This window comes from Chryseobacterium suipulveris, assembly GCF_022811685.1.
GTDB lineage: Bacteria > Bacteroidota > Bacteroidia > Flavobacteriales > Weeksellaceae > Kaistella > Kaistella suipulveris.
The window spans coordinates 1,925,762-1,950,916 of record NZ_CP094532.1; the positions used below are offsets into that span (position 1 = coordinate 1,925,762).

Consider the following 25,155-nt stretch of genomic DNA (forward strand, 5'->3'; position numbering starts at 1 on the left):
CGGACCTCTTTATTTTTATATTTAGACTAAACAGGGAAAAACTTTCTGGAATAATTATGTAATCAAAGATATGTGACACTTATAATTTATTAATTCCATGTCAATCTGAAGATAAATTTATCAATGTATTAAGAAAATAAGTTTTTTGTTGCTCATCTAATTTTTGTTTATTAACTTTGAAAGCAAGTTTAACCAAATTAATTTATTAACATTATGAAAAAACTTTTACTCATTGCCTCGATGATGGCAATTCCGTTCTTCGGAACAGGACAGACGTATTTTTCGGACAACTTCAATGATGAAGACGTGTCGGATTGGACTCGCTACGATGTTGACGGAGATGGACTAAATTGGGCTGACTATTTTACCGTTAATGATAATGGTGGAAATCCGGTAACCCCCGTTTCCCTAATCTCGAGATCTTGGCAGGGTTCCCCCAAAACCCCAAACAATTGGATTATTTCGCCCGCTATCAGTTTAGCATCCGCGTCAGGACAGGTATTTTTATACTGGAAAGTTCAGTGCGCAGCTGCAGAATGGGATCAAGAACATTATTCTGTGTATGTTGGGACGAGCAGTGACATGGCTTCATTACAAGCTTCACCCGTAACCTTTTCTGAGACTTATAATGATCCCAACAACGCTGGAACTCAATATTCGAGGACGCTAGACGTGAGCAGCTTTGTAGGACAGACAATTTATGTTGCTTTCAGGCATCACAATGTAACAGACATGGACTTTATTTCTATTGACGATGTAGAAGTAAAGGCACCGCCAACAACAGCACCTGCTTGTGTAACTCAAGTTTCGCCTGCAAACGCTGCAACTGGAATTAACTACAAAGCACCTGTGGCTCTTTCATGGACTGCTGCCACAACAGGACCTTCAGCTTCAAGTTATGACGTATTCTTTGGAAACACCCCTAATCCAACTACTCTTCTTGCTAACGTAACAGGACTGACAACAAATGTCCCAGTAACACAGCTGACCTCAGCCACAACTTATTATTGGAGGGTAGTAGCAAAGAATGAAGTCGGTTCGGCAACAGGATGTTCCGAGTTCTCATTCACAACTGCAAATCCACCTGCTTCGGCACCAAATTGCGCAACATTGAATCTACCTGCTAACGGTGCTACAGAAGTAAGTTATGATGCAGCTATAAATCTTACATGGACAGCACCAACTACAGGAACCGTAGTTGATAGTTACGATCTATATCTTGACACCAATCCAGATCCGACCACATTGTTGGCAAATAAAACTACTACATCACACAGTATCCCTTCAATGACATTGGCAGGAAACACAACCTATTACTGGAAGGTTGTCCCTAAAAATGATACTGGAGCCGCAACTGGATGTACCGTATTCTCGTTTACAACAAAACCAAATCCATTTGCTCCATATTGCGGACCGCTTGCAATTACCTCTACCGTGGAACCGATCACGCTTGTAAATTTCGCAGGAATAAATAACGTAACACCTGCACCAACAGGAAGCCCATCTACTGTTCCTTCCCATGAAAATTTCACTACGATTATAGGAAATGTTGTGAAGGGAGAAACCCAAACCATTACACTGCAAGGAAATACTGGAGGCAACTGGGTCAACAGATTTGCAGTGTTTATTGACTGGAACCAAAATGGGGTTTTAAACGATCCAGGCGAAGTATATGAAGTGACTACAACATTGTCAAACTCTACAGGAACAGATGGCAAACAAGTTACCCACCCAATAGCCGTACCTGCAACCGCAATGTCTGGAGATACCAGAATGAGAGTTAAGAAAATCTTCGGAACCACCAATTATCTTGATCCATGTGCAGGAGCATCGTTCGGTCAAGTAGAAGATTATACTGTAAATGTTGCGACACTTGCTGTAGCAGATGCATCTAAAAATCAAGCAAGAGTTTATCCTAATCCAATCGTTGATATAGTAAATATTGACTCCAACTCTAAAGTAAGTTCAGTTCAGGTTTATGACCTTTCAGGTAAAGTAGTTTCTACCCATACCATGAATGCGGTGAAGAACCAGATCAACCTCGGCAAACTGACTCCTGGAGTTTACATGCTGAAAATCAACACTGAAAGCGGAACACAAACCGTGAAAGTGGTGAAGAAGTAAATCATTATTAAAATAAACTTCGAAGAAGGGACCTGTATTGTACAGGTCTCTTTTTTTATTTCGCTGAAACATTGTGAGTTCAGAAAATAATAACTAATTTTGCACCTCGAAATAATTAACAAATTTAATTAACATTATGAACAACTACGAAACTGTTTTCATTTTAACTCCCGTTCTATCTGACGCACAGGTGGAGGAAGCAGTGAAAAAATTTGAAGATCTGTTGACTTCAAACAATTGCGAAATCGTTGCCAAAGAAAATTGGGGACTGAAGAAATTAGCTTATCCGATCCAGCTGAAAAAGAACGGATTCTACACTTTGATCGAATTCAAAGGTGAAGGAACTGTAGTAGCAGATTTAGAAACTGCCTACAAACGTGACGAGAGAGTGATCCGTTACCTGACTACCAAGTTAGACAAGCACGCGGTAGACTACGCAGTAACCAGAAGAAGCAAACTGAAAACTGCAAAAGCTTAATTTTTAACCCACAAAAAAAGACAAAGACATGGCAATAGACGATATGGCAAAACAGGCATCTGCCGGTGGAGAATCCGAAGTAAAATTCCTTACTCCGCTTGATATCAATACAAAATCAGAAAAAAAATACTGCCGATTCAAAAAATACGGAATCAAGCATGTGGACTACAAAGATGCTGACTTCCTTCTTCAGTTTGTAAACGAGCAGGGAAAAATCCTTCCAAGAAGATACACAGGAACTTCTTTGAAATACCAGAGAAAAGTTTCTTCGGCAATCAAAAGAGCAAGACATTTGGCGTTGATGCCGTATGTGGCGGATTTGCTTAAATAAGACAAAAGACCAATAGACAAGAGATTAGAGACTTTTGATATTCAAAATTTTAAAATCTTGTTGCTGATTTAATTAAATTAATCTAACTATTTGGATATTAAGTGAAGAGTCTCATATCTCCAATCTCTTAATCTCCAATCTAAAAAGGACAACAACAATGGACATTATTCTAAAAAAAGACGTAGAAAACTTAGGACTTGAGTTCGATACAGTAAGCGTGAAGCCAGGATACGCAAGAAACTTCCTGATCCCACAAGGTTTGGCAGTTTTGGCAACCCCAAAAAACAAGGCAACGCTGGAAGCTACACTTGAAGCAAGAAAAGAAGAGGAAGCTAAACTGATTGCAAGTGCAAACGCAATCGTTGAACAACTGAAGAAAACTGCAATCACCATCGAAGCGAAAGTGGGCACCGGTGATAAACTTTTCGGATCGATCAACAATGCAAACCTTGCTGAAGAACTGGCAAAAGCTGGTGTGGAAGTTGACAAAAAATACATCAAAATTCCAGGAAGCACCATCAAGAGAACTGGTAAATTCTCTGCTTTGATCAGACTTCACAGAGATGTAGAGCACAACTATGAGTTCGACGTAGTTTCTGACGCTCCGGTTGAAGTGGCTCCAAAAGCTGCTCCTGCTCCGAAGAAAGTAGAAGAAACAACTGAAACGACTACAGAAGAAGCTTAAGAGCTACCCAACAATTATAAGAATCCGGTGAATTTTTTCATCGGATTTTTTTGTTTTTGAATTGTGGGAAAGCATTCTAAAGAAATAAACCAAAATTTGTTACCCCGTCCTAAAGGGAGCAAATTTGGGTTTATTTCTAAGGAAATTTTCCTCCCTTTAGGGTTGTGGTAAAGAAAATTTCCGACCTAATATTTTTTGAATAAGATTTAGACGGTCTATAATAAAAAATAAATGATATTTTTGTCTTATGCTGAAAATCCCACGGTTCATCCGCAAAGGACTGAAAAATTCATTCGACAACCTAAGAAACGAAAAACTGAAGCACAACCTGCTTCAGGCGATTCCGTTCTGGATCGGTTCCGTAATTACGGGGATTATCGCAGTGATGTATGCCAAACTTTTTGTGTGGGGCGAAAACCTGATGAACTATATCCTCGACTGGAATGCGTGGATGATCTTCATTATCGCACCTGTAGGATTTGTGCTTTCGTGGTGGTTGGTTAAGGAATTTGCACCCTACTCAAAAGGCAGCGGAATTCCGCAGGTGATGGCTGCAGTAGAACTGGCCAATCCAAAGGAACATACCAAAATCAGACATCTCTTGAGTTTGAAAATACTTGTGTTCAAAATACTCTCAAGTTTGGCGTTGATTATAGGCGGTGGCGCAATCGGACGTGAAGGTCCTACGATTCAGATTGCGGGTTCAGTTTTCAGGAAAGTCAATGAATATTTACCGGAATGGTGGCCGAAAATCTCCAAGAAGAATATGATCATGACCGGAGCTGCAGCCGGACTTTCAGCGGCGTTCAACACTCCTTTAGGAGGAATCGTTTTCGCCGTCGAGGAACTTTCGAAAACACACATCAATTACTTTAAGACTGCACTGTTCACAGCAGTAATTATTGCGGGTCTTACTGCGCAGACTTTAGCGGGATCCTACCTTTATTTGGGTTATCCGAAAACCGCCGATGTTGCTTTAACGGTGATGTTTCCTGTGATTCTGGTTTCGGGAATTGCGGGAATTTTGGCAAGTCAGCTTTCGGTAATCATGCTCAGCATCAGCAAATGGAAAAGGCGGCTGAAAACCGACAGAGCCAATATCATCTTCCTCATCGTTTCCGCATTGATTATCGCGTCGCTTGCTTTTTTTGTGAACCGCGAAATTTTGGGTTCTGGAAAGGAAATCATGAACCGAACCCTCTTTAGCGACAACAAACACGAAGACTGGTACGTTCCGTTTTTCAGGATGATCGGGCCTGCTTTTGCTTTCACCTCCGGAGGAGCGGGCGGAATTTTCGCACCTGCACTTTCTGCGGGAGCAAGCGTGGGTTCGGTAATTTCGGGGTGGATTCAACTCACTCCGAACGAAACCAATGTGGTAATTTTAGCCGGAATGGTCGCATTTCTTACAGGAATTACACGGGCTCCATTTACCTCCGCAATCATCGTTCTGGAAATGACCGACCGACACTCCCTCATCTTCCACCTGATGCTCGCTGGAATGGTTTCATCGCTGATTTCAATTATCATCAGCAGAAATTCTTTGTATGACATGCTGAAAGTTTCCTACCTCCAGGAATTGAGAAAGGATGATGAACCGAATTAAAAAACCTTTCAAAAAAACTGAAAGGTTTTATATTACTCTAAAGAAGACAACTTAATACTTCGTCATCTGGTTTCGCACGTTTCCTAAGATATCCGGGAAGTATACGTCTGCAAGGTGCTCAAATTCGTCACCTCGCATAAACATACTCGCGTCGACATCCTGGTAAGAATCGCGTCCTGCCGCAGCAATCAATTCGTTGCAAGTGTGAAGCGTGTTCTTGTGGAAATGATAAACTCTTTCACTTTTGTCGGTTACATCCAAACCTTTAATGAGCATTTTGTCCTGGGTAGCAACTCCGGTCGGACAAGTGTTGGTATTACAACGCAGCGCCTGAATACAGCCCAAAGCAAACATAAATCCTCTCGCGTTGTTACACAAATCTGCACCCATCGCAACCGCACGAAGAATGTCGAGCGACGTCAGTACTTTACCGCTCGCAATAATTCTCACTTTATCGCGAAGGTTGAAGTTTTTCAAAGTTCTGTTCACAAAAATCAGCGCAGGTTCCAGCGGCATTCCTACTCCATCGGAAAATTCTGGCGGTGCAGCTCCTGTTCCACCTTCTGCTCCATCGATGGTGATGAAGTCGGGGTAGATCTTCAACACATTCATTTGAACACAAATATCCTCAAACTCTTTGGTATCGCCAATACACAGTTTAAAACCGATCGGTTTCCCACCAGAAAGTTCGCGAAGCTGCTGCACGAAATGCAATAATCCTGCAGCATCAGAAAACGCTGAATGCGACGGTGGCGAAATAATTGTGATTCCTGGTTGCACGTGGCGGATTGCGGCAATTTCAGGAGTGTTTTTAGAGCCCGGCAAAACTCCGCCGTGTCCAGGTTTTGCTCCCTGCGAAAGTTTGATTTCCACCATTTTCACGTTGGGAATCGAAGATTTTTCCTTGAAAAGTTCAGGAGAAAATTTACCCTGTTCATCACGACAACCAAAATATCCGGTACCGATTTGCCAGCATAAATCCCCGCCTTCCAAATGATATGGCGAAATTCCACCTTCTCCGGTGTTGTGGTAAAATCCACCTTTTTTCGCTCCACGGTTCAGGGAAATCTGGGCGCGGTCACTCAACGAACCGAAACTCATCGCAGAAATATTGAAAAGTGACGCGCTATATTTTTGGGTACACTGTTCACCTCCTACCAAAACTCGTGGCAATTCCTCTTTCGGCGATTTCGCGTAAATGGAATGTTTTATTCCTTCGTATTTTCTGTTGTTAATGTCGAGCTGCGTTCCGAAAGGCACGGTATCGCTCAGGTTTTTAGCACGTCGGTAAGCTGCAGAACGTTCGTTTCTTGGGAAAGGTTTTCCGTCGGTTTCTCTCTCAATAAAATACTGCTGCATTTCGGGCGAGATGCTCTCAAAGAAGTAGCGGAAATACCCTAAAACCGGGAAGTTTCTAAGAATCGCATGCTTGGTTTGGAAACTGTTATACAATCCCAAAGCATAAATACAGGTTAATAAAATCGGGATCCAGTAATGCGCTTTGATCAGCAGCGAAATCGCCCAGATCACAACCAGAATTATTATTCCCCAACGGATGAACTTGTCTCTCATTATCAATAAATTTTAACAATTCTGTAAAATTAACAATAATATACCGAGAAAAAAAACAAATATCTCAGCAAAACCCCATAACCATCAACAATGATTTGAGGAAAATTTCTTTATTCCAAATAAAACAGAAATTAAAATCTACACCTTAATTCTTATCATCAATTTTCATTAAAGAAAACCGAGAAACATTAAAGAAAATAATTTCCCATCTTTGGCTTAATATTTGGAAAAATAAAACATTAACTTTATAAAAAATATCGAAATGAGACGATATACGATTTTAGTGGCAACGATGGCGGTTGCAACATTAGGTACGACAACTCAGTCATGTATGACCCTTGCAACTTCAAGTGTTGGGTTGTCAATCCTTAAACAGATTCTTCTCGGAGGAATTACGAAAGGACTTAATATTTTCAGCGACAAAAACAGTTTCCTTGCCAACCAATTGATTGAGGCAGCTTTACCGCAGCAACTGAAGGACATTAACAATACTTTGCAAAATCTCGGACTCGGAAATCTCGTCCAGAAAGAAAAAGAATACATCGCGCAAGCTGCAGCTTTTACCGTTGATGTATCGAGACCAATCCTAACAAATGCGGTAAATTCATTAACCGCCGAAGATGCGGCAAGAATCGTGCAGGGAGGAAGCGGCGCTGCAACAATGATTCTGAAAGAAAGAACTTCGCAACAGTTGATGGCAGCAATCGCTCCGAAAGTGGATGCTAAACTGAACGAGTTCGGAATCGTGAAATCACTGAACACTGCTTTAGCGGGAACCAATATTCTTGGAGGTCTTTTCGGTGGACAAAACAATACAGGTTCTGTAACTGGCGGAATCAGCAGATTTGCGTCTGAACAAATGGTGAACGGACTTTTCAACATCATACAAAACCACGAGCAGCAGAACTCCTCGCAAATCCTAAACTCTCTAGGAGGATTGGGAACTGCGAGATAAGACAATAATTTTCTTTAACTTTGAAATTCCGGAACTTTCCGGAATTTTTTATCATTAATACAAAACATCAATGAACATCCTTGAAAATAACGGCAACAAAAATCCCGACGAATTCTACTCTTCTTTAAAGGAAAAACTCGAAGCGACACACGATTTCCCCGAAGATTATCTCTTCAAATTCATCATCACCAACGACGAAGCGAAGCTTACGGAAATCTACCGCGTTTTCGACAATATGAAATTCACGATGAGTTCCAAGGAAAGCAAGAACGGAAAATATACCTCACTGAATATGAATGCTTTCGTCCTCGATGCGGAACAGGTCATCAACATCTATAAAGAAGTTGGGAAAATTGAGGGTGTAATTATGCTATAGGTGATTAATGATGATCTATAACTTTATTTCTCAATAAAATATTTCACATTTTCGAGAGGTCGGCCAATCATCGCTACAGAACTTTTAATTAAAATTGGTCGCTGAATTAGTTCCGGATTTTCGGTAAGAATCTTCACCCATTCCTCGTCGGAAAAATTTTGGTCGGCGAACTTTTCCTTATAAAGCGTTTCATTTTTTCGGATGATCTCGTGAACTCCCATATTGAGTTTTTTCAGCACGGCATTAAGCTCATTCACGGAAAGCGGATCGTTTACGAAATCGATCACTTCGAATGGAACACCGTTTTCATCGAGATATTCCAGGATACCGCGAGATTTCGAGCAGGAATTGTTGTGGAGAACTTTAATCATTTGCAGAGTGTTTGAAGTTTGAGGTTTGAGGTTTTAGCTCTTCGAAATTAGTTTTTCGTAATTCTTACTTCGTATTTCGTATTTTGTACTTCGTATTTCGCACTTTAGAAAAGTCCGTGCAATTCCGTTTCAATTCTTTCAAGAATATAGCCGAAATCTTCGGGGCGCTCCACGAAATCCAGGTCATCAACTTCGATCACGAGGAGTTTTCCTTCTTTATAGTTCGAAATCCACTTCTCGTATTTCTGGTTCAGCTTCGAAAGGTACTCGATCGAGATCGTTGCTTCGTAATCGCGGCCTCTTTTATAGATTTTCTTCACCAAATTCGGCACGTCAGATTTTAGGTAAATCAGTAAATCCGGTGCGGAAACAAAACTTTTCATCAGATTGAAAACCGACGAGTAGTTGTTGAAATCGCGGTCGGTCATCAGTTCCATATCGTTCAGGTTTTCCGCAAAAATATGGGCGTCCTCATAAATCGTTCGATCCTGAATAATATTTTTTCCACTCTCACGGATTTCTTTCACCTGCCGGAAACGGCTTCCCAGGAAATAAATCTGAAGCGCGAAGCTCCACTTTCCCATATCGGCATAAAAATCTTCGAGGTAAGGATTGTGGTCCACGTCTTCAAATTGTGCATCCCACCCGTAATGTTTCGCCAACATTGTGGTTAATGTAGTTTTTCCTGCGCCGATATTTCCGGTGATTGCGATATGCATCTGCAAAAATTTAATTAAAGGTTAGGTAATTTGAGCAACCGCTCCAAAGTTTAAGCACAGAAATTCGGGTTGAATTTACCGCGCTTTTTCAAGTTGGTAAAGATAAAGTTTGTTGGCGCTGACTTCAAAATATGTGGCGGAGTTTTTATCCACAATTGCAGAATTTGCGGCTTTGAAAATTGTTTTCAGCTCGCCATTCTCTATGCTTTGAATTTGATTCTGACCGATAACGAGGATGTTTTCGTTTTCGCGGCGCAGCTTTCTTCCATTTTCCAATGTTAGCTGAAACGATTTGCCCGTACGCATTTCGAAGACCGTAAGGTTTTCTTTTTTGAGGAGATAAAGTCTGTTTTCAAAAACCAGCATATCGACGATCTCATCAAAACTAAAATTCAACGCGAAGGAATTGCTGACCGCATCCTGCCTGAAATTATACTGGATGAGCCGTTTCGTACTCTCGTCAAGCAACCAGATTTGTTGCAGATCTTCCGCATAAACCATTTTGATGAACCCAAATTTCTGGCGGAAGTTTACAGTTTGAATGAGGTTCAGGTTTTGGTCATAGAATTTCAGTTCCTGCGCATTTTCCGAAAACAGCGGAATGTTGAGCGGATTCTGCACCGACTGTATTTTGAAAGGCAGCGTCAACAACAGTTTCCCCGTTTGTTTTCCAAGGGAATCATATTTGGTCAATGAAAAATCTTTGTTTTTGTAGAGGTATAGATTCCCATAATCGTCGGCGAAGAGGTCGTTTGCATCTTTTAGTTTCAGCGAATCCATTGGGAAAACCCGCTGCGCAGAAATTGTGCAGAAAACGAGAAAAGCGAGGATGGAGATCAATTTTTTCAACCGAAATTTTGGTGTTTTACACCTTTTTTATTGATGACCTTTAGACATCATTCTTTGTTGTGTGTAGTATTATTTCTCGCAACGCACGCAAAGCAATTTTTACTAAAGTACTTCAAATTTCAAGAGCGCAAAGGCATTTCATTTAGCAAAGACAGACCAAGACTTTAATTTTTTGTACAAATATCTTGAGTTCGACTTGCCCTCTTTGTGTAGCTTTAATAAGCTATAGCGCCTTTGTTTAGCTTAAAAGAGTGATAACAAATTAATAATTCTTTGTGTGGCTTTGCGAGTATTTTTTATCGCAACGCACGCAAAGAAATTTTTACTAAAATACTTCAAATTTCAAGAGCGCAATGGCATTTCATTTAGCAACAGGATGTATTCTAACTTTAGGTTTGTGTTAAACTCAATTTCTCTGGACTTAAATTAATCGATCGAAACCTCGTAAATTTTCGGCCAGTTTTTCCCTGTAACGAGCATATTCTCACCTTTGAACGCGATTCCGTTCAGCACATCGTCGCTTCCTGTGGTGTGCAGTTTCGCAATTTCAGTGAAATCGAATTTCCCGACCACTTCTCCATTTTTGGGATTGATTTTCAGGATGATCGGTTTCTGCCAAACGTTGGCGTAAATAAATCCTTTGTGGTATTCCAGTTCATTGAGTTGGTCATAAGCTTCGGTATTTCCCGCAACAGAAATAAAACGCACGAGTTTCGAAGGATCAGCTACGTCGAGGAAATAAATATTCTTCGTCCCGTCTGAAGCGATCAGGTTTTTGCCGTCGTACGTTAAACCCCATCCTTCTCCCATCACGTTTGGATAAGGAAATTCGCCCAAAAGTTTCAGCGAGGTTTTATCGTAGATAAATCCCTTTTTATTTTGCCAAGTCAGCTGGTAAACCTTATCGCCAATAATCGTCGCACCTTCGGAGAACACGTCGTCTGGTTGCGCAGTTTCCGCAATCGGAGTTGTTGCACCTAAATTATATTTCAATATTCGAGACGAGCCGTTTTGTCCGTCGGACTCATAAATCGTGTTTCCGTCGAGCTGAAAACCCTGCACAAAATTTTCTGTAGAGTGTGGATATTCTTTAACAATTTTATAGTTGAGTATTGCTTCGGGATTTTTCGCAAAAACATTGATGGTTGCGTCCTGATTCAGGACTTCGCCATTTTTCTTTTTGATGTTGAACGTTACCGCATTGTCGCCCAAAGTAAAAAACTCGGGGTCCACCACCAACTTCGAAGTTTCCTTGTCGCCAAAACTGATGGAGATGCTTTCCGCATTGTCGGTCACTTCTTTAGGTAAAGTCAGCACGTCGCCGAAATGGTAACCTTTGCTTTCCATCGACATATTGTAGTCGTTCAGCGTATTGAGAATTTCCTTGTCATTGTTGCAGGAAACTAAAAAGGTGAAAACCAGGGCGGCTAAAAGAATCCTATTCTTCATTAAAAATAATTTTTCCAAAAATACTGAATTTTAGCAACACAAAAAAAGAGACAAGAACCAAGTAAAAAGAGCCAAGAGACAAGGAAAAAGAGCCAAGAAGAAAGAACCAAGAACCAAGAACCAAGAATCAAGAATCAAGGAAAAAGAAAAAGGGGAAAGAGCAACGTAACAATTTAAGTGAATAATTAAACCAAATTAATAAAGTCATTAAAATCTGCCTGTAGTGCATAATCAGTTGAAGAATAAGCTACTAAACATCAGAACATTGATGCTTGACCACGAAATTCAAGATTCGACGGGGTCAAGCGAATTTGATTAAGCGAAAGCTTCAAAACCAATTTATTGGTCACCTTTGCTATCTTAATCATTAGTTAAACCATTGAAAATCTTTACGTGTATTTTATTTCTCGCAAGTTTTGACAAAAGTCCGCACATTCTTAAGACAAACCAAGGCACTAAAGTTTAACAATGACATACAAAGTTCTACCAATCTAAGCCATGGTTAATTATCTTTGTCAATTAACTCCAAATACAATGAAGAATTACGCAATACTTTTCCTGCTGGTTTCCGCGATGTTCAATGCGCAGCAATTCACCAAAAAAGATACACTGAAAGGTTCCGATACGCAGTTCAGGGATTTCTGGGACGTGAAAAAATATGAGCTTACCGTGGAACCTGATTTTGAGAAAAAGTTGGTTTCGGGAACAAACACCATCAGTTTCGAGATTACCAAAGATGTGGTGAATCCCGTGTTCCAGATCGATCTGCAGCAGCCGATGAACTACAAAATCATCGCGACCGACGAGAAACTGTGTTCCTCAAAACGCGACGGCGACTTCATCTTCATCGAAACCAAAAAAGCGTACAAGAAAGGCGAAAAGCATTCCTTCACCATCCAATATTGGGGGAATCCGACGATTGCGAAAAACGCACCTTGGGACGGCGGTTGGGTTTTTACCACAGATCAGAACGGCAATCCGTGGATTTCTGTCGCGCAGGAAGGAATCGGTTCCTCGGTTTGGCTCCCCACGAAAGACATCTGGAGCGACGAACCCGACAACGGAATCCTGATGAAAATTATCACACCCAAAGATTTGGTGGGCGTCGGAAACGGACGGCTGATTTCCACCACCGAAGAAAAGGGCAAAAAAATATTTACCTGGGAAGTGAAAAATCCCATCAACAATTACTCGATCATTCCCAATGTCGGGAAATATGTGAATTTCAAAGAAACCTACGACGGCGAAAAAGGAAAACTCGACCTGGATTACTGGGTTTTGGATTACAATCTCGACCGCGCCAAAAGACAGTTCCTACAGGTAAAACCGATGATGAACGCGTTTGAATTTTGGTTTGGACCTTATCCGTTTTACGAGGATTCCTACAAATTGGTTGAAAGTCCGTATCTCGGGATGGAGCACCAAAGTTCGGTGGCGTACGGAAATCACTATATCAACGGATATCTGGGAAGGGATTTGTCGCGAACGGGAGTCGGTTTGAACTGGGATTTCATCATCATCCACGAAAGCGGACACGAGTGGTTTGCCAACAACATCACCGCGAAAGACCAAGCCGATATGTGGATCCACGAAGGTTTCACCTGTTATTCCGAAACGCTTTTCACGGAAAAGTTTATGGACAAAAAATCTGCGGAAACCTATATTCAGGGACTTCGCTACAATATCCGAAACGACAAGCCGATCATCGGGAAATACGGCGTCGGAAACGAGGGAAGCAGCGATATGTACTACAAAGGTGCGAATATGCTCCACACGATTCGGCAAGTCATTAACGACGACGAGAAATTCAGGCAGATTCTGAGAGGACTCAACAAGGATTTCTACCACCAAACCGTGACCACTAAACAGGTTGAAGATTATATCAACCAAAAATCGGGAATAGACTTCACTTCCGTTTTCAACCAATATCTAAGGACGGCGAAAATCCCCGTTCTCGAATACTCGCAAAAAGGAAAAACCCTGAAATTCCGCTACAGCAACACGGTTCCGAATTTCAAACTCCCAATCAGAATCAATGGAAACCAAACCATTTCGCCCACAGAAAAATGGCAGTCGGTACAACTGAAATCTAAAAACCCCGTGGAATTTGACAGGAATTATTATGTGGAGTTGATGGGGAGTTGATTGAGGGAAGTTGTGTACATTTGGGTGTTACCTACATTATTAGTCAAACAGCACATTAGATAGGAAGAGAATCATTATTACTTCACTAATAAAATCAGACATTGATGATTTTCTAAAAGAAAACCTAAATGGTGTTTATTTTGAGCGTGATTTTAACAACTTCCTCTAATATGAAAAAAAACCTGCTGCGCAAAGTCTCCCAACTTTGAGCCGCTCCGAAACACAAAACAGCTTGCTTTTTTTCTTTATTTTTTTGCTGAATTCCTGGTAGCTTGTTTCTTGGAATTTTTGTTTACAAATATTGTAATTTGTAATGTTACGTTGCTCAAAGTCGGGAGACTTTGCGCAGCGAGAACTCGAAACTCGAAACCCGAAACCCGAAACTCACCCATTCCTCATCGTAATCCTGAACGTCGTGCCTTTTCCGACCTCGGTTTGCGCAATGCGGATGTCGCCGCGGTGGTATTCCTTGATCACCCGTTTTGCGAGCGACAAACCTAATCCCCAACCTCGCTTTTTGGTGGAATAGCCGGCTTTAAAAGCATTTCTCGCCTGGAAACTGGTCATTCCTGATCCGGTGTCTTTAAAGTCGATCACCACATTTTTGTTTTTTTCGTACAGTTCGATTTCGAGTCGGCCCTCTCCTTTCATCGCGTCCACCGCGTTTTTCACAATATTTTCGATGACCCAGCTGAGCAGGATTCTGTTGTGCGGAATCAGGATTTCTCCGTGCGGAAGTACGAGCATAAATGCCACTTTTTTAGAGATCCGCGATTTCAGGTAGTCGTAGTTCTGTTGAAGGGTTTCGTTGATATTCAGATCGTTGAGTTCGGGAACGGAACCAATTTTCGAGAAACGCTCGGAAATGGTTTTCAGTCGGTTGATGTCGTTTTCGATTTCCTTCACGCCCTCGCTGTTTTCGTTTTCCATGCGGAGAATCTCGATCCAGCCGATCATCGATGAAAGTGGAGTACCGATCTGGTGCGCAGTTTCCTTTGCCAATCCTGCCCAAACGTAACCTTCGTCGGTTTTCTTGATCGTGCGCAAAAACCACAGCGAAAAGAAAATATAAGCCAAAATAAACAGTCCCAATAAGTATGGAAAATATCGTAGATTATTCAATAATTGAGAGTTATCGTAAAACACGTACTGTTTCTGGTCGTTCGAAATTTTCAACTCAAACGGTTGGTAACGGCTTCCCATATCTTTAATTAAATGGTCAAGTCTTTTTTCGTCGTTCACAACCTCTTCAGGAATATTTCTGTAAAAGCCCTCGTCAATAATCGCTTTACGATTCTGATCTGTCACGATAATCGGTAATTTTTCATTTTCGCGGAAAATGGTAAGGAGAAGATTTTGCGTATCAGAATCCAAAGTTTGGTTGGCTTGCTGGATCTTCATGGCCTCCGCAAAAACGCTGATTCTGTTGGTTTCGCGCTGTCTCAGCTCATTAATCAACGCTACGGAATAAATTGCAACACCAAAAACAATCACGGAAAACAGTCCGTAAACAACCCAAATATTGATCTTCGAAAAAAAGTTCTCTTTCTTCATCTATTTTAACATGTTCAGGACTTTATACAGCGCGTCGCTCAGATTCGAACTCTGGAAATTGTTGAGAATAATGGCGAAAACATATTTTTTTCCATCTTTGGAGGTGTGGTAACCTGCGAAAGATTTGGTGTCCTTCATCGTGCCGCTTTTCATTTTCATGCCATTTCCCTGCGTCGGAAAACCGTCGAAAAATTCGTTGAACCAGGGTTGCTTTCTGCTCCAAAGTAACGCCTGAACTTCAGCTCTTGCGGAAACATAATTCTGCGGCGAAAGTCCGCTTCCGTCGGCAAAATTAATCATCGCGGAGTTGATTCCCTTCCCTTTCCAAAATTCCTTTAAATAAGAAATTCCGTCATCGAAACTTCCCGAATTTTTCTTTTCTCTGGCCAAAGTTTTTATTAAAGTTTCTCCGTACAGATTCACGCTTTTCCGCATAAACCAGTAGATTATTTTATCTAAAGTCGGCGACTGGTATTCGAGTAAAGTATTTCCTTTCGAGGCAGCAGAAACCGCTTCACCATTGATTTTCTGTAGAGAAGTCGTGGTAATTTTTCCATTCAACTCAACACCGGATTCTTTCAGCCAATTCTTGATTTCATTGGCTAAAGTCAAAGGCGGATTTGGCATCGAACCCGAAACGGTGATTGCTTTTCCCGGCAATGTTCCGTTGATATAGGCGACATCAGAAAAAGGTGCGGTGAAAATCAAGCTTTGATCGGAGCTTCCTGCGGTTTTCACTTCATTAATCCATTTTACATTCGGCAGTTCCACGTTGGATGATTTCATTTCCCGACCGTTCATATTCAGGTCGAACTGGTTTTCGCGCCAGTTTACGCCCCAAACTCCAGCTCCGTAATAATTCCCCGAATCGTTCCACGGCCAACCTCCGGGAATCGTCTGGAAATCAAAGTAAGAATCGTCAACTACTACATCTCCTGAGATTTTAGAAATCCCTTTTTGTTTAATGGCATCGATGAGTTTTTGTTTAAAGTTTTCGGGTTTATAACCGTCATAGCGCCAACTTCCAAGAGTCGGATCACCGTTGGATGTCACGATCAGATTTCCTGAAAGATTTCCCGACGACAGCGTTCCAGAATAAGAAACCGTCGTTGTGTACCGATAATTTTTGCCTAAAGTTTCCAGAGCAGCAGCTGCGGTAAAAATCTTTTGCGTGGAAGCGGTCGAAAGTCCCTGATTGCCTTTATACTCATAAACGAAATTTCCTGATTCATCTGCAACATACACCGAAAGGTTTGCCGAATAAGCGGGGGCAGAATTCATGAGTGCTTTCACAGCTCCGTCCAATTTCTGGGCAACGTTTTGTGCAAAAAAAAACTGGGTGCTGAAGAGCAGGATCGGCAACAGTTTCATACGGATTTTTATTTTCAAATAAGTGTTGTGCATTTAGGGCAAAAATTATATTCAATTAATAATCAATTTCCTATAGAACTTTGTCTGTCATTGTTAAACTTAGTGCCTTGGTTTGTCTTAAAAATATGCGGTCTTTTGTCAAAAAAAATCCCTTGCGAACTTTGCGAGAAAAAATATTCGCAAAGCCAAACAAAGCTAAATTAATTTTTTTGCTCCAGTTAAAAGATAAACGAAGGCGCTATCGCTCATTAATAAATACACAAAGATACAAATGCAGAACAGGTTATCAAATATAAAGAAATAACTTTTTCCCCGAAAAACAGAATTCTTCAAGCATATTCAAGAATCAGAAAATTATCGTAAAATATCCGTATAAAAATTTGCTTATTCCATATAAATTTCGTAAACTTTGTACCAACCAATCAAAAATATGAAATTATGACTTCAATTGTTACCGGCTTATTTCCGAGCCAACTTCAGGCGGGGAAAATCTCCCAAGATTTAGAAGATGCAGGTTTCAGAAATTCTGATTATATCATGTATCTGCATGACAGAGGAATCACCAAAGAAGTGAAGACCTCGATTTGGCAATATTTTTTCGGCGACAACAGAAAACTCGAAGACGAAAGTTTGGTGATCAGTGTGAGAGTTAACGGACCTGTAAGCACCGAAATCGTTGAGCGGATCTTTAAACAAAACGATTCCATCCACCAAAATTATTACGAAAATATTAAGTTTGAAGACGCAAAATCGTTGGATTATCTGCGAAGAATCGCATCACTGAGAGCAAGAGCGGAAATCCGATCCTCACCAGAAATCAGAACGAGAGAGCAATCCAGAGGAATCAACGCCGAAGTTGCTTTCGGAAGATAAAAATCAGAAATCCGTTTCCGTTGTGAAGCGGATTTTTTCAATCATTCATGCCCGAAAATTGTCCGCTTTTTCTTACTTTCGTGTTCTAATTGTCATTGGTAAATGGTTTACGATTTAGAACAGGAAAACAAGGAAATCCTTGCACGATATAAAGACTTAATTTCGAATACGTACCGAGCTCTGGATGAGGAACAAAACAAACTCATCCGGAAAGCGTTCGATATTGCGCTGGATGCACATAAAGACCAACGCCGAAAAACCGGCGAACCCTACATTTACCATCCCATCGAAGTGGCGAAGATCGTGGCCAACGAAATCGGTTTGGGAGCAACTTCCATCGCTTGTGCGCTTCTGCACGACGTGATCGAGGATTCCGATTACACCTACGACGACATCAAGAAAATCTTTGGCGAAAAGATTGCGAATATCGTGAACGGACTCACCAAGATTTCGGTGATGAACCACCAGAATATCTCGATCCAAAGTGAGAATTACCGTAAACTCCTGCTTACACTTTCCGAAGATTTCCGCGTCATCCTGATCAAAATTGCGGATCGGCTTCACAATATGCGCACGCTCGAAAGTATGGCGCCCGACAAACAGAAAAAGATCGCTTCGGAAACCGTTTACATTTACGCTCCTTTGGCGCACCGACTTGGTTTATACAACATCAAATCCGAGCTTGAGGACTTGTCGTTAAAGTTCAACAATCCCGATGTATATTTCGACATTTCCGAAAAACTCGAACTCGCAAAAGTAAACCGCGAAAAATACATCGAGGAGTTCCGTAAAGAAGTAATGGAACAGTTGGAGGAAGAAGGGCTGAATGTTTCCATTAAAGGTCGCGCAAAAGCCATTTCGTCCATCTACAGGAAAATGCTGAAGCAGGGTGTGACTTTCGAGGAAGTATTCGACAATTACGCGATCCGAATCATCTACAAATCCGACGCGAAAAACGAAAAATTTCTCGCCTGGAAAATCTACTCCATTGTCACAGACCTTTACCACAGCAATCCGCAGCGAATGCGCGACTGGATTTCGCAGCCAAGATCGACGGGTTACGAAAGTTTGCACCTCACCATTTTAGGTCCCGATAAAAAGTGGATCGAAGTACAGATCCGCTCCGAGAGAATGGACGATATCGCCGAAAAAGGTGTTGCCGCCCATTACAAATACAAGGAAGGTTTCCGCGCAAACAGTGACGAGAAAAACTTTGAAACCTGGGTTACCGAAATCCGCGAAGTTCTGGAAAACCAGCAATCGCTTTCTACGACGGAACTTTTAGATAATATTAAACTCAATCTTTATTCCAAGGAAGTTTTCGTTTTCACGCCGAGAGGCGAGATTAAGATTCTTCCGATTGGTTCCACTGCGCTGGATTTTGCGTTTTCAGTACACTCCGATTTGGGGATGAAATGTCTCGGCGCAAAAGTGAACGGCAAACTGGTCCCGATTTCGTACATCCTGCAAAACGGCGATCAGGTCGATATTCTTTCCTCGCAAAACCAAAAACCGAAAGCAGACTGGCTTGATTTTGTGGTGACCTCGAAAGCGAAATCGAAAATCAAAGCGATTCTGAATTCCGAGAAAAACCAGTTGGTGGAAGAAGGCAAGGAAATCCTTCAACGGAAAATGCGCCACGCCAAACTGAACTATAACGACGAGGAAATCAACAAGATGCAGAAGTTTTTCGGACTGAAAACTTCGCAGGAAATGTTCCTGAAATTCCAGAACGGGCAACTCGACACGAGCGACATCAAAAAATATACGGAGGGAAAAGGTTTGCTGAGCAACCTGTTGCAGCGCTTCCGAAAATCTCCGACCAAGAACGAACTGATCCATGATGCTCACGACACGAACCTCGATATGATTGTTTTCGGGAAAGATGAGGAAAAAATGAACTACTCTTTCGCCAAATGCTGCACAGTGATTCCAGGCGACAAAATCTTTGGATTCATCACCATTTCCGATGGAATCAAAGTGCATAATGACAACTGTCCGAATGCGATCAACCTGCGTGCTCAGTACGATTACCGCGTGCTTCCTGCAAAATGGGTGAATGAGGAAAGCTTCAAAAACCGAATCAAGATCGAGATCGAAGGACTTGACAGAATGGGAATGATCAACGACATCACCGCCGTAATCAGCAACAATATGAACATGGATATGAAGAGTATGTCGATCGAGTCCAACAACGGCATCTTCCTCGGAAACATCCTTCTGGAAGTAAAAAACAAAAGCCAGCTCGAGGAAACTTTCAAACAGCTGAAAAACATTAACGGGGTTTCGAGAGTGAAGAGAATATAGGTGATTGGTGATGAGTGATGAGTGATGACCAGGTCAAACTCATTAAAAAGACAATTTGATCAAAACCACAAAAGTCATAAAAGAATTCTTCATAAAAACTGTTTTTTTGGTATTGATAAAGTTTTTTGAAAGAAGACAAAAGAAAAAATCTTCGATTTTTTAAACTTTTGTGTCCTTGCAGTATGTTGATTTTAAATTCATAGTTTCTAAACATATAACTTTTGTCAATCTTTTGTGGTTAAAATCATAATGAGTATTACTTGAAGTTGGGTGATCACTGATTGTCGGTTTTTATATTTTTTCCTATTTTTGTCCGTCGCAACAAAGTTTGGAAGCTAGAGCGTGTTTAAATCTTATTAAAAATGACATTTTGTCGGAAATTTTCTTTTAGCCCGACCCTAAAGGGCGGAAAATTTCCTTCAAAATAAACTTAAATTTGATCGTTTTAGGGTCGGGGTAATCAAATTTAAGTTTATTTTGAAAATTTGAGCACTCTCTGACTGTTAGGACTTTTCGCCTAATCGCTTTCTGAACTTCACAAAAAAAATTCATGCTTATTACCGATTATTTCAAGAAATTTCTCCACAGTTCGCAATCGTCAGGAATTATTCTCATCCTATGTGTCGCCATCTCGCTGTTAATTGCCAACTCATCATTAGGAGCTTCATTCCAAAATCTTCTTGACACCAAAATCGGGACAGAAATTTTTCACCTCAATTATCCTTTAAGCATTTGGATTAATGATGGTTTGATGGCAATCTTCTTCCTTCTTGTGGGGTTGGAAATCAAACGTGAAATCGTCGAAGGCGAACTTTCTTCCTTTAAAAGCGCGTCATTGCCGATTATCGCAGCAGTGGGCGGAATGGCTGTTCCCGCAGGAATTTTCTACCTTTTCAACCAGGGAACGGATTATGTGAAAGGTTGGGCAATCCCGATGGCGACGGATATTGCGTTTTCTTTGGCGATTATTTCGATGCTGGGAAAAAGGGTTCCGCTGTCGTTAAAAATCTTTTTGGCGGCACTCGCAATTGTCGACGATTTAGGAGCGATTGTGGTGATCGCGATTTTCTACACAGAGCAGCTGCATTGGGATTATCTCGGTTTATCGGCTTTGATGGTGGTGATTCTGATTGCTTTGAATTTCTTTAAATTCACCAAGCATATTTTCTACATTATCCCAGGAATTTTTCTGTGGTACTTTATGCACCATTCGGGAATTCACGCGACGATTGCGGGAGTTTTACTCGCATTCACGATTCCCACCAACGTTTCTACCACCGAAATTTCACCATTAGAAAAACTCGAACAGAAACTTCACCTTCCCGTGAACTTCCTGATTATGCCTGTTTTTGCTTTGGCAAATACCAATATCACCTTTAAAGACGGGATGGTCGATGGACTTTTCACGAACTTTGGTTATGGAATTATTCTCGGATTATTTTGGGGTAAAGTCTTGGGAATCACTACTTTCTCATGGCTTTTCATCAAACTGAAAATCAGCTCGTTACCCGACAGAAGTTCGTGGACTCAAATGATCGGCGCAGGTTTACTGGCAGGAATCGGATTTACGATGTCGATTTTCATCGCGCTACTTTCATTCAAAGGACATCCCGAAATTCAGGACGAGGCGAAATTTGCGGTTTTGGTTGCATCGGTAATTTCTGGATTTGCGGGGTACTCGTTGTTGAAGTTTGTGGGGAAAAAGAAGGCGGGAAATTTGGAAATGTGATAATTTGGAAATGGAGCAATGTAGAAATTTAACAATGTAGCAATGTAGCAATCGGCAATCGGCAATCGGCGATTTGAGGTGGTTGCAATTGTTGCAGTGGTTGCAGTGGTTTCAAGTTTCAAGTTTCAAGTTTCAAGTTTACTCACAATTTTCTTTATTTTTTTTATTTGAGTTCGTGAATGCTTCGCATTTCAAGTTTCAGGTCTCAAGTTTCAAGATCATTCCTGAAAAAAGAAATTCACTCAAAGAAATTCACTCGAAGAAATTCACCGCGCAGCGAATTCACCATTTACATTTTTCACTCTCCAACTCACCCACTCACCCACACAAAACCTACTCCACCTTCACCGTATGCGAATCGCTGTTTTCTTCCATATCGGGAAGGATTTTGGGGTTGAAGTTTTCTGCGGAAGCCGCGATTTCATCAGCCATCATTTTTTCGACGCGCACTTTCTTGATGGCAATATTGAGTTCATTACCCAAAAGAATGAGGATAATGTTGATATTCACCCAAACCATTACCAGAATAATCGAGCCGATCGAACCATAAAGTACGTTGTAGCGGGCAAAATCCTTTACATAAATCGCAAAAAAATACGTTACCAAGACGAACAGTAAAGTGGTGAGAATTGCTCCGGGAATCGCCTGTTTGAAGGTCGTAATTTTCAGGCAACCCACCCAATAGAAAAGCGTGAGCAGGATGAAGTAAAAAACAGGAAACGAAATAAACCCGATAATCGCCGACATATTGTTGACTAACCACGAAATATTGATTTCCGGGGTGAAGAGTTTCAGCACGACCTCGCTGTAATACACTCCTAAAAGTGAAGCGATAATCAACAGCACGAACGCAATGGTAATCACAAATGCGACAAGATATTCCTTCACTACTCCGCGTTGCAGGTTGGTATTGAGGTTGAAACCGTTGATCAGGGAATGGGTTCCGTTCACCGCAAAAATCATCGCAAAAACTATCGTGAGATTGCTGATGTTTTTCATATTCGGAATAATGAAATTGGTGATGTAGCCCGAAACGTCTTTCTGGATGTGCGCAGGAAAAATATTTGGCATCAGCACCTCAAAAATATAGAACTGAAGCTTGTCGTAGTGCGGAAGATAAGGCAACAGCGAAAGCAAAAAGAGGATGAACGGGAACAAGCTAAGAAAAAAGCTCCACGAGATGCTTGCCGCGATTCGCCCAATCTGCATCCTGAAAACTCCCTGTCCGTAAACCTCGAACATTTTCCATAGAGAAATGCCCAAAAAAGGAATATGGATGCCGTCCAGAAAATCGCGGATTTTGATCAGGAACTGCGGGGTTTTAATGCTCATTCATCTATATTTGCAGAACAAAGATAATAAATGCGAATCAATTTAATCTGCATCGGAAAGACCGACGACAAGGAAATTTCACGGCTGATCCAGTATTACCAAAACCGCTTGCCAAAGCACTGGAATTTCGAGGTCACGGAGATTCCCGATGTGAAAAACGCCAAAAACCTTTCGCCCGAACTTCTGAAAAAAGAGGAAGGAAAACTCTTCCTGATGCTTACCGAAAATTCAGACCACGTCGTACTTCTCGACGAAAAAGGAAAACAGTTTACCAGCAGAGAATTCGCCGCCAAGATCGACAACTGGATGAATTCCTCCCTCAAGAAAATTTCGTTTTTCATCGGCGGAGCGTATGGATTTTCAGAAGAAATTTATCAAAGAGCCAACGAGAAAATGTCGCTTTCAAAGATGACTTTCACCCACCAGATGATCCGCTTATTTTTTGTGGAACAGATTTACCGAGCCGACCAGATTTTGCAGGGAAAACCGTATCACAACGACTGAGAGAAATTTGAGGGTTTCTTGCCTGCTGCAAGCAGGGAGGTTTGGAGTTTGAGGTTTGAGGTTTGATATTGTTTCAAGTTTCAGGTTTCATCCCGCATTCGCGGGACAGGAGTTTCAAGTTTGATTACGCCGAAATTTGTTGTATCAAATGATTGCGATGATGTTTTTAAATTGGTGTGGCAGGAAAAGATGTGTAAATTTACGTGTTGTCTGTAACGTAATGCCAAAAATAATTCCGTCAAAAAAATCAAATTAATGTTCCCAATTTGGGAATTTTTGCGTTATATTTGCTTAAAATTAATTGAGTGAGAGTTATAGCAAAGAAAATATTGCGAGAATTTTGGGAAAAACATTCAGATTGTGAGCAACAACTTAAATCTTGGTATAAGGAAGCGAGTAAAGCGGAATGGAATAATCCTAATGAAATTAAAGCGGAATATCCGAGCGCAAGTATTTTGGAAGATAATCGGATTTGTTTCAATATAAAAGGAAACCATTATCGATTAATTGTGAAGATAAATTATGATTATCAAATGGTTTGGATACGATTTATTGGAACGCATAGTGAATATGACAAAATTGATGCAAACGAAATTTAGAAAAAATGAAAATTAAACCTATAAAAACAGAGAAAGATTACAATCAAGCATTGGAAAGACTTGAGGAAATCTTTGACGCAAAAAAAGGAACTGAGGAAGGCGATGAATTAGAAATTTTAGGAATTTTGCTTGAAAGATACGAGGAAGAACACTTCCCGATTGATTTGCCAGATCCAATAGAAGCAATAAAATTTAGAATGGAGCAATTAAACTATTCCCAAAATGATCTTGCGAATGTGATCGGCCTTAAAAGCAGAGCGAGTGAAATTCTAAATAAAAAAAGAAAACTTTCTTTGGAAATGATTAGAAATCTTCACGAAAGACTAAAAATTCCAACCGAGGTCCTAATACAAGCATATTAAATGCACTGCAAATGTTTGAGGGTTTGAAGGTTTGAGGTTTGAGGTTTGTTTCGGGTTTCATCCCGCATTCGCGGGACAGGAGTTTAAAGTTTGGATTGTTTAGAAAATTATGTGATTAAATTATTGAGGTGGTATTTTGTCAATTTGTGTGGTTGGAAAAGTTGCATATATTTGGGGGTATCAGCAAATGCTCCCAAACCCCACTATGAAAATCAAATATCTAATACTAATTTTACTGACAATAACCTTAAATAGTTGTCAAGGCCAAAAACCTGATAAGAAAATCCATATTTTTGATAGAAATACTGGATTAACTATGAATTTACCAGAAGGATTTGAGGAATTAAACGAAAACGAATCTGAAAAAATTTTGAGTAAGGGTAAAAAAGTATTGATAAAATTTATGATGCAAATATTAATATTAGCGACTTAAAACCGAAACTATTCAAAATTGATGAAACAATTATTTTCTTATAAATATTCGAGAATATGATCCAAAAATTGATGGAGATTATGATCATGCTGTAAATCAATCAAATGGATTACTTTACAGAACAAATCTAAAAAGTTTTGCAAACACACAAATAGATACTCTTAACCAACAAAAAATAATTGACAATACCGAATTCACTAAATATTTGATTTCTGTAAAAGTTTCACCCAATACGGAAATGAAAGTTATAAATTACACAAGTTTTGTGAAGAATAATGATTTAAGAATTGCTGTTGTTTATATAGATGATAATATTGGGAATAAGGTTATACAAGAAATCGAAAACGCAAAATTTGAAAAATAGCACAGCAGATAAAGAAATTCTACGTAACAAGGTGCCTTTTTAATCAATCAAAGTATCGCAAACTTTC

At 40.6% G+C, this 25,155-nt stretch carries 23 protein-coding genes; 15 read left to right on the forward strand and 8 right to left on the reverse strand.

From position 1 onward, the window contains the following. Nucleotides 1-306 precede the first annotated feature (306 nt). The 5 genes from MTP09_RS09055 (at nt 307) to MTP09_RS09075 (ending at nt 5,224) form a co-directional block, all read left to right on the forward strand. Nucleotides 307-2,124: a GEVED domain-containing protein gene (locus tag MTP09_RS09055; RefSeq protein ID WP_243548087.1), complete on the forward strand. Its 1,818-nt coding sequence runs from the start codon at nt 307-309 to the stop codon at nt 2,122-2,124. Between the two features lie 136 nt (nt 2,125-2,260). Then, the gene (gene rpsF, locus MTP09_RS09060) at nt 2,261-2,602 is read left to right on the forward strand and encodes a 30S ribosomal protein S6 (protein ID WP_243548088.1); all 342 of its coding nucleotides are present in this window, start codon (nt 2,261-2,263) and stop codon (nt 2,600-2,602) included. A 28-nt stretch (nt 2,603-2,630) separates the two neighbouring features. Further along, on the forward strand, nt 2,631-2,933 hold the full coding sequence (rpsR, locus tag MTP09_RS09065) for a 30S ribosomal protein S18 (protein WP_034675795.1): 303 nt from the start codon (nt 2,631-2,633) through the stop codon (nt 2,931-2,933). Between the two features lie 157 nt (nt 2,934-3,090). After that, nucleotides 3,091-3,618 carry a 50S ribosomal protein L9 gene (gene rplI / locus MTP09_RS09070; protein ID WP_243548090.1) on the forward strand — a complete coding sequence of 176 codons (528 nt, stop codon included), beginning with the start codon at nt 3,091-3,093 and terminating at the stop codon, nt 3,616-3,618. 247 nt (nt 3,619-3,865) lie between these two features. After that, nucleotides 3,866-5,224 carry a chloride channel protein gene (locus MTP09_RS09075; protein ID WP_243548092.1) on the forward strand — a complete coding sequence of 453 codons (1,359 nt, stop codon included), beginning with the start codon at nt 3,866-3,868 and terminating at the stop codon, nt 5,222-5,224. A 51-nt stretch (nt 5,225-5,275) separates the two neighbouring features. Here MTP09_RS09075 and MTP09_RS09080 read toward each other — a convergent pair whose 3' ends face one another. Continuing rightward, nucleotides 5,276-6,796 carry an FMN-binding glutamate synthase family protein gene (locus MTP09_RS09080; protein ID WP_243548094.1) on the reverse strand — a complete coding sequence of 507 codons (1,521 nt, stop codon included), beginning with the start codon at nt 6,794-6,796 and terminating at the stop codon, nt 5,276-5,278. A gap of 262 nt (nt 6,797-7,058) precedes the next feature. Between MTP09_RS09080 and MTP09_RS09085 the strand changes: the two genes are divergently transcribed. Both MTP09_RS09085 and MTP09_RS09090 read left to right on the forward strand, forming a co-directional pair. Then, nucleotides 7,059-7,751, forward strand: a complete 693-nt coding sequence (locus MTP09_RS09085) for a DUF4197 family protein (RefSeq protein ID WP_243548096.1) — start codon at nt 7,059-7,061, stop codon at nt 7,749-7,751. 70 nt (nt 7,752-7,821) lie between these two features. Further along, nucleotides 7,822-8,127, forward strand: a complete 306-nt coding sequence (locus tag MTP09_RS09090; RefSeq protein WP_243548098.1) for a DUF493 domain-containing protein — start codon at nt 7,822-7,824, stop codon at nt 8,125-8,127. A 23-nt stretch (nt 8,128-8,150) separates the two neighbouring features. On the opposite strand, the gene MTP09_RS09095 is transcribed toward MTP09_RS09090, so the two are convergent. The 4 genes from MTP09_RS09095 to MTP09_RS09110 all read right to left on the reverse strand — a co-directional run bounded on the left by MTP09_RS09095 (nt 8,151) and on the right by MTP09_RS09110 (nt 11,515). Next, nucleotides 8,151-8,498, reverse strand: a complete 348-nt coding sequence (locus tag MTP09_RS09095) for an arsenate reductase family protein (RefSeq protein WP_243548099.1) — start codon at nt 8,496-8,498, stop codon at nt 8,151-8,153. A 104-nt stretch (nt 8,499-8,602) separates the two neighbouring features. Continuing rightward, entirely contained in the window at nt 8,603-9,217 is a 615-nt protein-coding gene (locus MTP09_RS09100) for a deoxynucleoside kinase (protein WP_243548100.1), read from the reverse strand. A 75-nt stretch (nt 9,218-9,292) separates the two neighbouring features. Then, nucleotides 9,293-10,066: a hypothetical protein gene (locus MTP09_RS09105; RefSeq protein WP_243548101.1), complete on the reverse strand. Its 774-nt coding sequence runs from the start codon at nt 10,064-10,066 to the stop codon at nt 9,293-9,295. 426 nt (nt 10,067-10,492) lie between these two features. After that, a complete protein-coding gene (locus MTP09_RS09110; protein WP_243548103.1) occupies nt 10,493-11,515 on the reverse strand; it encodes a glutaminyl-peptide cyclotransferase in 1,023 nt (340 codons plus the stop codon). Nucleotides 11,516-12,049: 534 nt separating this feature from the next. Between MTP09_RS09110 and MTP09_RS09115 the strand changes: the two genes are divergently transcribed. Further along, nucleotides 12,050-13,660: a M1 family metallopeptidase gene (locus MTP09_RS09115; protein ID WP_243548105.1), complete on the forward strand. Its 1,611-nt coding sequence runs from the start codon at nt 12,050-12,052 to the stop codon at nt 13,658-13,660. A gap of 384 nt (nt 13,661-14,044) precedes the next feature. Here the strand turns inward: MTP09_RS09115 and MTP09_RS09120 are convergent, their stop codons facing one another. Then, entirely contained in the window at nt 14,045-15,214 is a 1,170-nt protein-coding gene (locus MTP09_RS09120) for a sensor histidine kinase (RefSeq protein WP_243548107.1), read from the reverse strand. Then, on the reverse strand, nt 15,215-16,618 hold the full coding sequence (gene dacB / locus MTP09_RS09125) for a D-alanyl-D-alanine carboxypeptidase/D-alanyl-D-alanine endopeptidase (protein WP_396022216.1): 1,404 nt from the start codon (nt 16,616-16,618) through the stop codon (nt 15,215-15,217). A 405-nt stretch (nt 16,619-17,023) separates the two neighbouring features. Here dacB and MTP09_RS09130 point away from each other — a divergent pair, with 405 nt between their 5' ends. From MTP09_RS09130 to nhaA, 3 genes are all read left to right on the forward strand, one after another. Beyond that, on the forward strand, nt 17,024-17,458 hold the full coding sequence (locus tag MTP09_RS09130; protein ID WP_243548108.1) for a DUF5312 domain-containing protein: 435 nt from the start codon (nt 17,024-17,026) through the stop codon (nt 17,456-17,458). 102 nt (nt 17,459-17,560) lie between these two features. Then, nucleotides 17,561-19,765: a RelA/SpoT family protein gene (locus MTP09_RS09135; RefSeq protein WP_243548109.1), complete on the forward strand. Its 2,205-nt coding sequence runs from the start codon at nt 17,561-17,563 to the stop codon at nt 19,763-19,765. Between the two features lie 550 nt (nt 19,766-20,315). Continuing rightward, a complete protein-coding gene (gene nhaA / locus MTP09_RS09140; protein ID WP_243548110.1) occupies nt 20,316-21,494 on the forward strand; it encodes a Na+/H+ antiporter NhaA in 1,179 nt (392 codons plus the stop codon). 333 nt (nt 21,495-21,827) lie between these two features. Here the strand turns inward: nhaA and MTP09_RS09145 are convergent, their stop codons facing one another. Continuing rightward, the gene (locus tag MTP09_RS09145) at nt 21,828-22,826 is read right to left on the reverse strand and encodes a YihY/virulence factor BrkB family protein (protein WP_243548111.1); all 999 of its coding nucleotides are present in this window, start codon (nt 22,824-22,826) and stop codon (nt 21,828-21,830) included. A 30-nt stretch (nt 22,827-22,856) separates the two neighbouring features. Between MTP09_RS09145 and rlmH the strand changes: the two genes are divergently transcribed. The 4 genes from rlmH (at nt 22,857) to MTP09_RS09165 (ending at nt 24,724) form a co-directional block, all read left to right on the forward strand. Further along, nucleotides 22,857-23,330 (forward strand): 23S rRNA (pseudouridine(1915)-N(3))-methyltransferase RlmH, encoded by a 474-nt coding sequence (rlmH, locus tag MTP09_RS09150; RefSeq protein WP_243548112.1) that lies wholly within the window; start codon nt 22,857-22,859, stop codon nt 23,328-23,330. A gap of 305 nt (nt 23,331-23,635) precedes the next feature. Further along, entirely contained in the window at nt 23,636-23,929 is a 294-nt protein-coding gene (locus tag MTP09_RS09155; RefSeq protein WP_243548113.1) for a type II toxin-antitoxin system HigB family toxin, read from the forward strand. Nucleotides 23,930-23,934: 5 nt separating this feature from the next. Next, entirely contained in the window at nt 23,935-24,291 is a 357-nt protein-coding gene (locus tag MTP09_RS09160; protein WP_243548114.1) for a helix-turn-helix domain-containing protein, read from the forward strand. 205 nt (nt 24,292-24,496) lie between these two features. Then, nucleotides 24,497-24,724, forward strand: coding sequence for a hypothetical protein (locus tag MTP09_RS09165; RefSeq protein ID WP_243548115.1), 228 nt, complete (start codon nt 24,497-24,499; stop codon nt 24,722-24,724). Nucleotides 24,725-25,155 lie beyond the last annotated feature (431 nt).

What these genes read in the sequence shown, in the direction of transcription:
- rpsF (WP_243548088.1), top strand. Translation starts at nt 2,261, where the DNA reads ATGAACAACTACGAAACTGTTTTCATTTTAACTCCCGTTCTATCTGAC.
- rpsR (WP_034675795.1), top strand. Translation starts at nt 2,631, where the DNA reads ATGGCAATAGACGATATGGCAAAACAGGCATCTGCCGGTGGAGAATCC.
- rplI (WP_243548090.1), top strand. Translation starts at nt 3,091, where the DNA reads ATGGACATTATTCTAAAAAAAGACGTAGAAAACTTAGGACTTGAGTTC.
- MTP09_RS09075 (WP_243548092.1), top strand. Translation starts at nt 3,866, where the DNA reads ATGCTGAAAATCCCACGGTTCATCCGCAAAGGACTGAAAAATTCATTC.
- MTP09_RS09080 (WP_243548094.1), bottom strand. Translation starts at nt 6,796, where the DNA reads ATGAGAGACAAGTTCATCCGTTGGGGAATAATAATTCTGGTTGTGATC.
- MTP09_RS09085 (WP_243548096.1), top strand. Translation starts at nt 7,059, where the DNA reads ATGAGACGATATACGATTTTAGTGGCAACGATGGCGGTTGCAACATTA.
- MTP09_RS09090 (WP_243548098.1), top strand. Translation starts at nt 7,822, where the DNA reads ATGAACATCCTTGAAAATAACGGCAACAAAAATCCCGACGAATTCTAC.
- MTP09_RS09095 (WP_243548099.1), bottom strand. Translation starts at nt 8,498, where the DNA reads ATGATTAAAGTTCTCCACAACAATTCCTGCTCGAAATCTCGCGGTATC.
- MTP09_RS09100 (WP_243548100.1), bottom strand. Translation starts at nt 9,217, where the DNA reads ATGCATATCGCAATCACCGGAAATATCGGCGCAGGAAAAACTACATTA.
- MTP09_RS09110 (WP_243548103.1), bottom strand. Translation starts at nt 11,515, where the DNA reads ATGAAGAATAGGATTCTTTTAGCCGCCCTGGTTTTCACCTTTTTAGTT.
- MTP09_RS09115 (WP_243548105.1), top strand. Translation starts at nt 12,050, where the DNA reads ATGAAGAATTACGCAATACTTTTCCTGCTGGTTTCCGCGATGTTCAAT.
- MTP09_RS09120 (WP_243548107.1), bottom strand. Translation starts at nt 15,214, where the DNA reads ATGAAGAAAGAGAACTTTTTTTCGAAGATCAATATTTGGGTTGTTTAC.
- dacB (WP_396022216.1), bottom strand. Translation starts at nt 16,618, where the DNA reads ATGCACAACACTTATTTGAAAATAAAAATCCGTATGAAACTGTTGCCG.
- MTP09_RS09130 (WP_243548108.1), top strand. Translation starts at nt 17,024, where the DNA reads ATGACTTCAATTGTTACCGGCTTATTTCCGAGCCAACTTCAGGCGGGG.
- MTP09_RS09135 (WP_243548109.1), top strand. Translation starts at nt 17,561, where the DNA reads ATGGTTTACGATTTAGAACAGGAAAACAAGGAAATCCTTGCACGATAT.
- nhaA (WP_243548110.1), top strand. Translation starts at nt 20,316, where the DNA reads ATGCTTATTACCGATTATTTCAAGAAATTTCTCCACAGTTCGCAATCG.
- MTP09_RS09145 (WP_243548111.1), bottom strand. Translation starts at nt 22,826, where the DNA reads ATGAGCATTAAAACCCCGCAGTTCCTGATCAAAATCCGCGATTTTCTG.
- rlmH (WP_243548112.1), top strand. Translation starts at nt 22,857, where the DNA reads ATGCGAATCAATTTAATCTGCATCGGAAAGACCGACGACAAGGAAATT.
- MTP09_RS09160 (WP_243548114.1), top strand. Translation starts at nt 23,935, where the DNA reads ATGAAAATTAAACCTATAAAAACAGAGAAAGATTACAATCAAGCATTG.
- MTP09_RS09165 (WP_243548115.1), top strand. Translation starts at nt 24,497, where the DNA reads ATGAAAATCAAATATCTAATACTAATTTTACTGACAATAACCTTAAAT.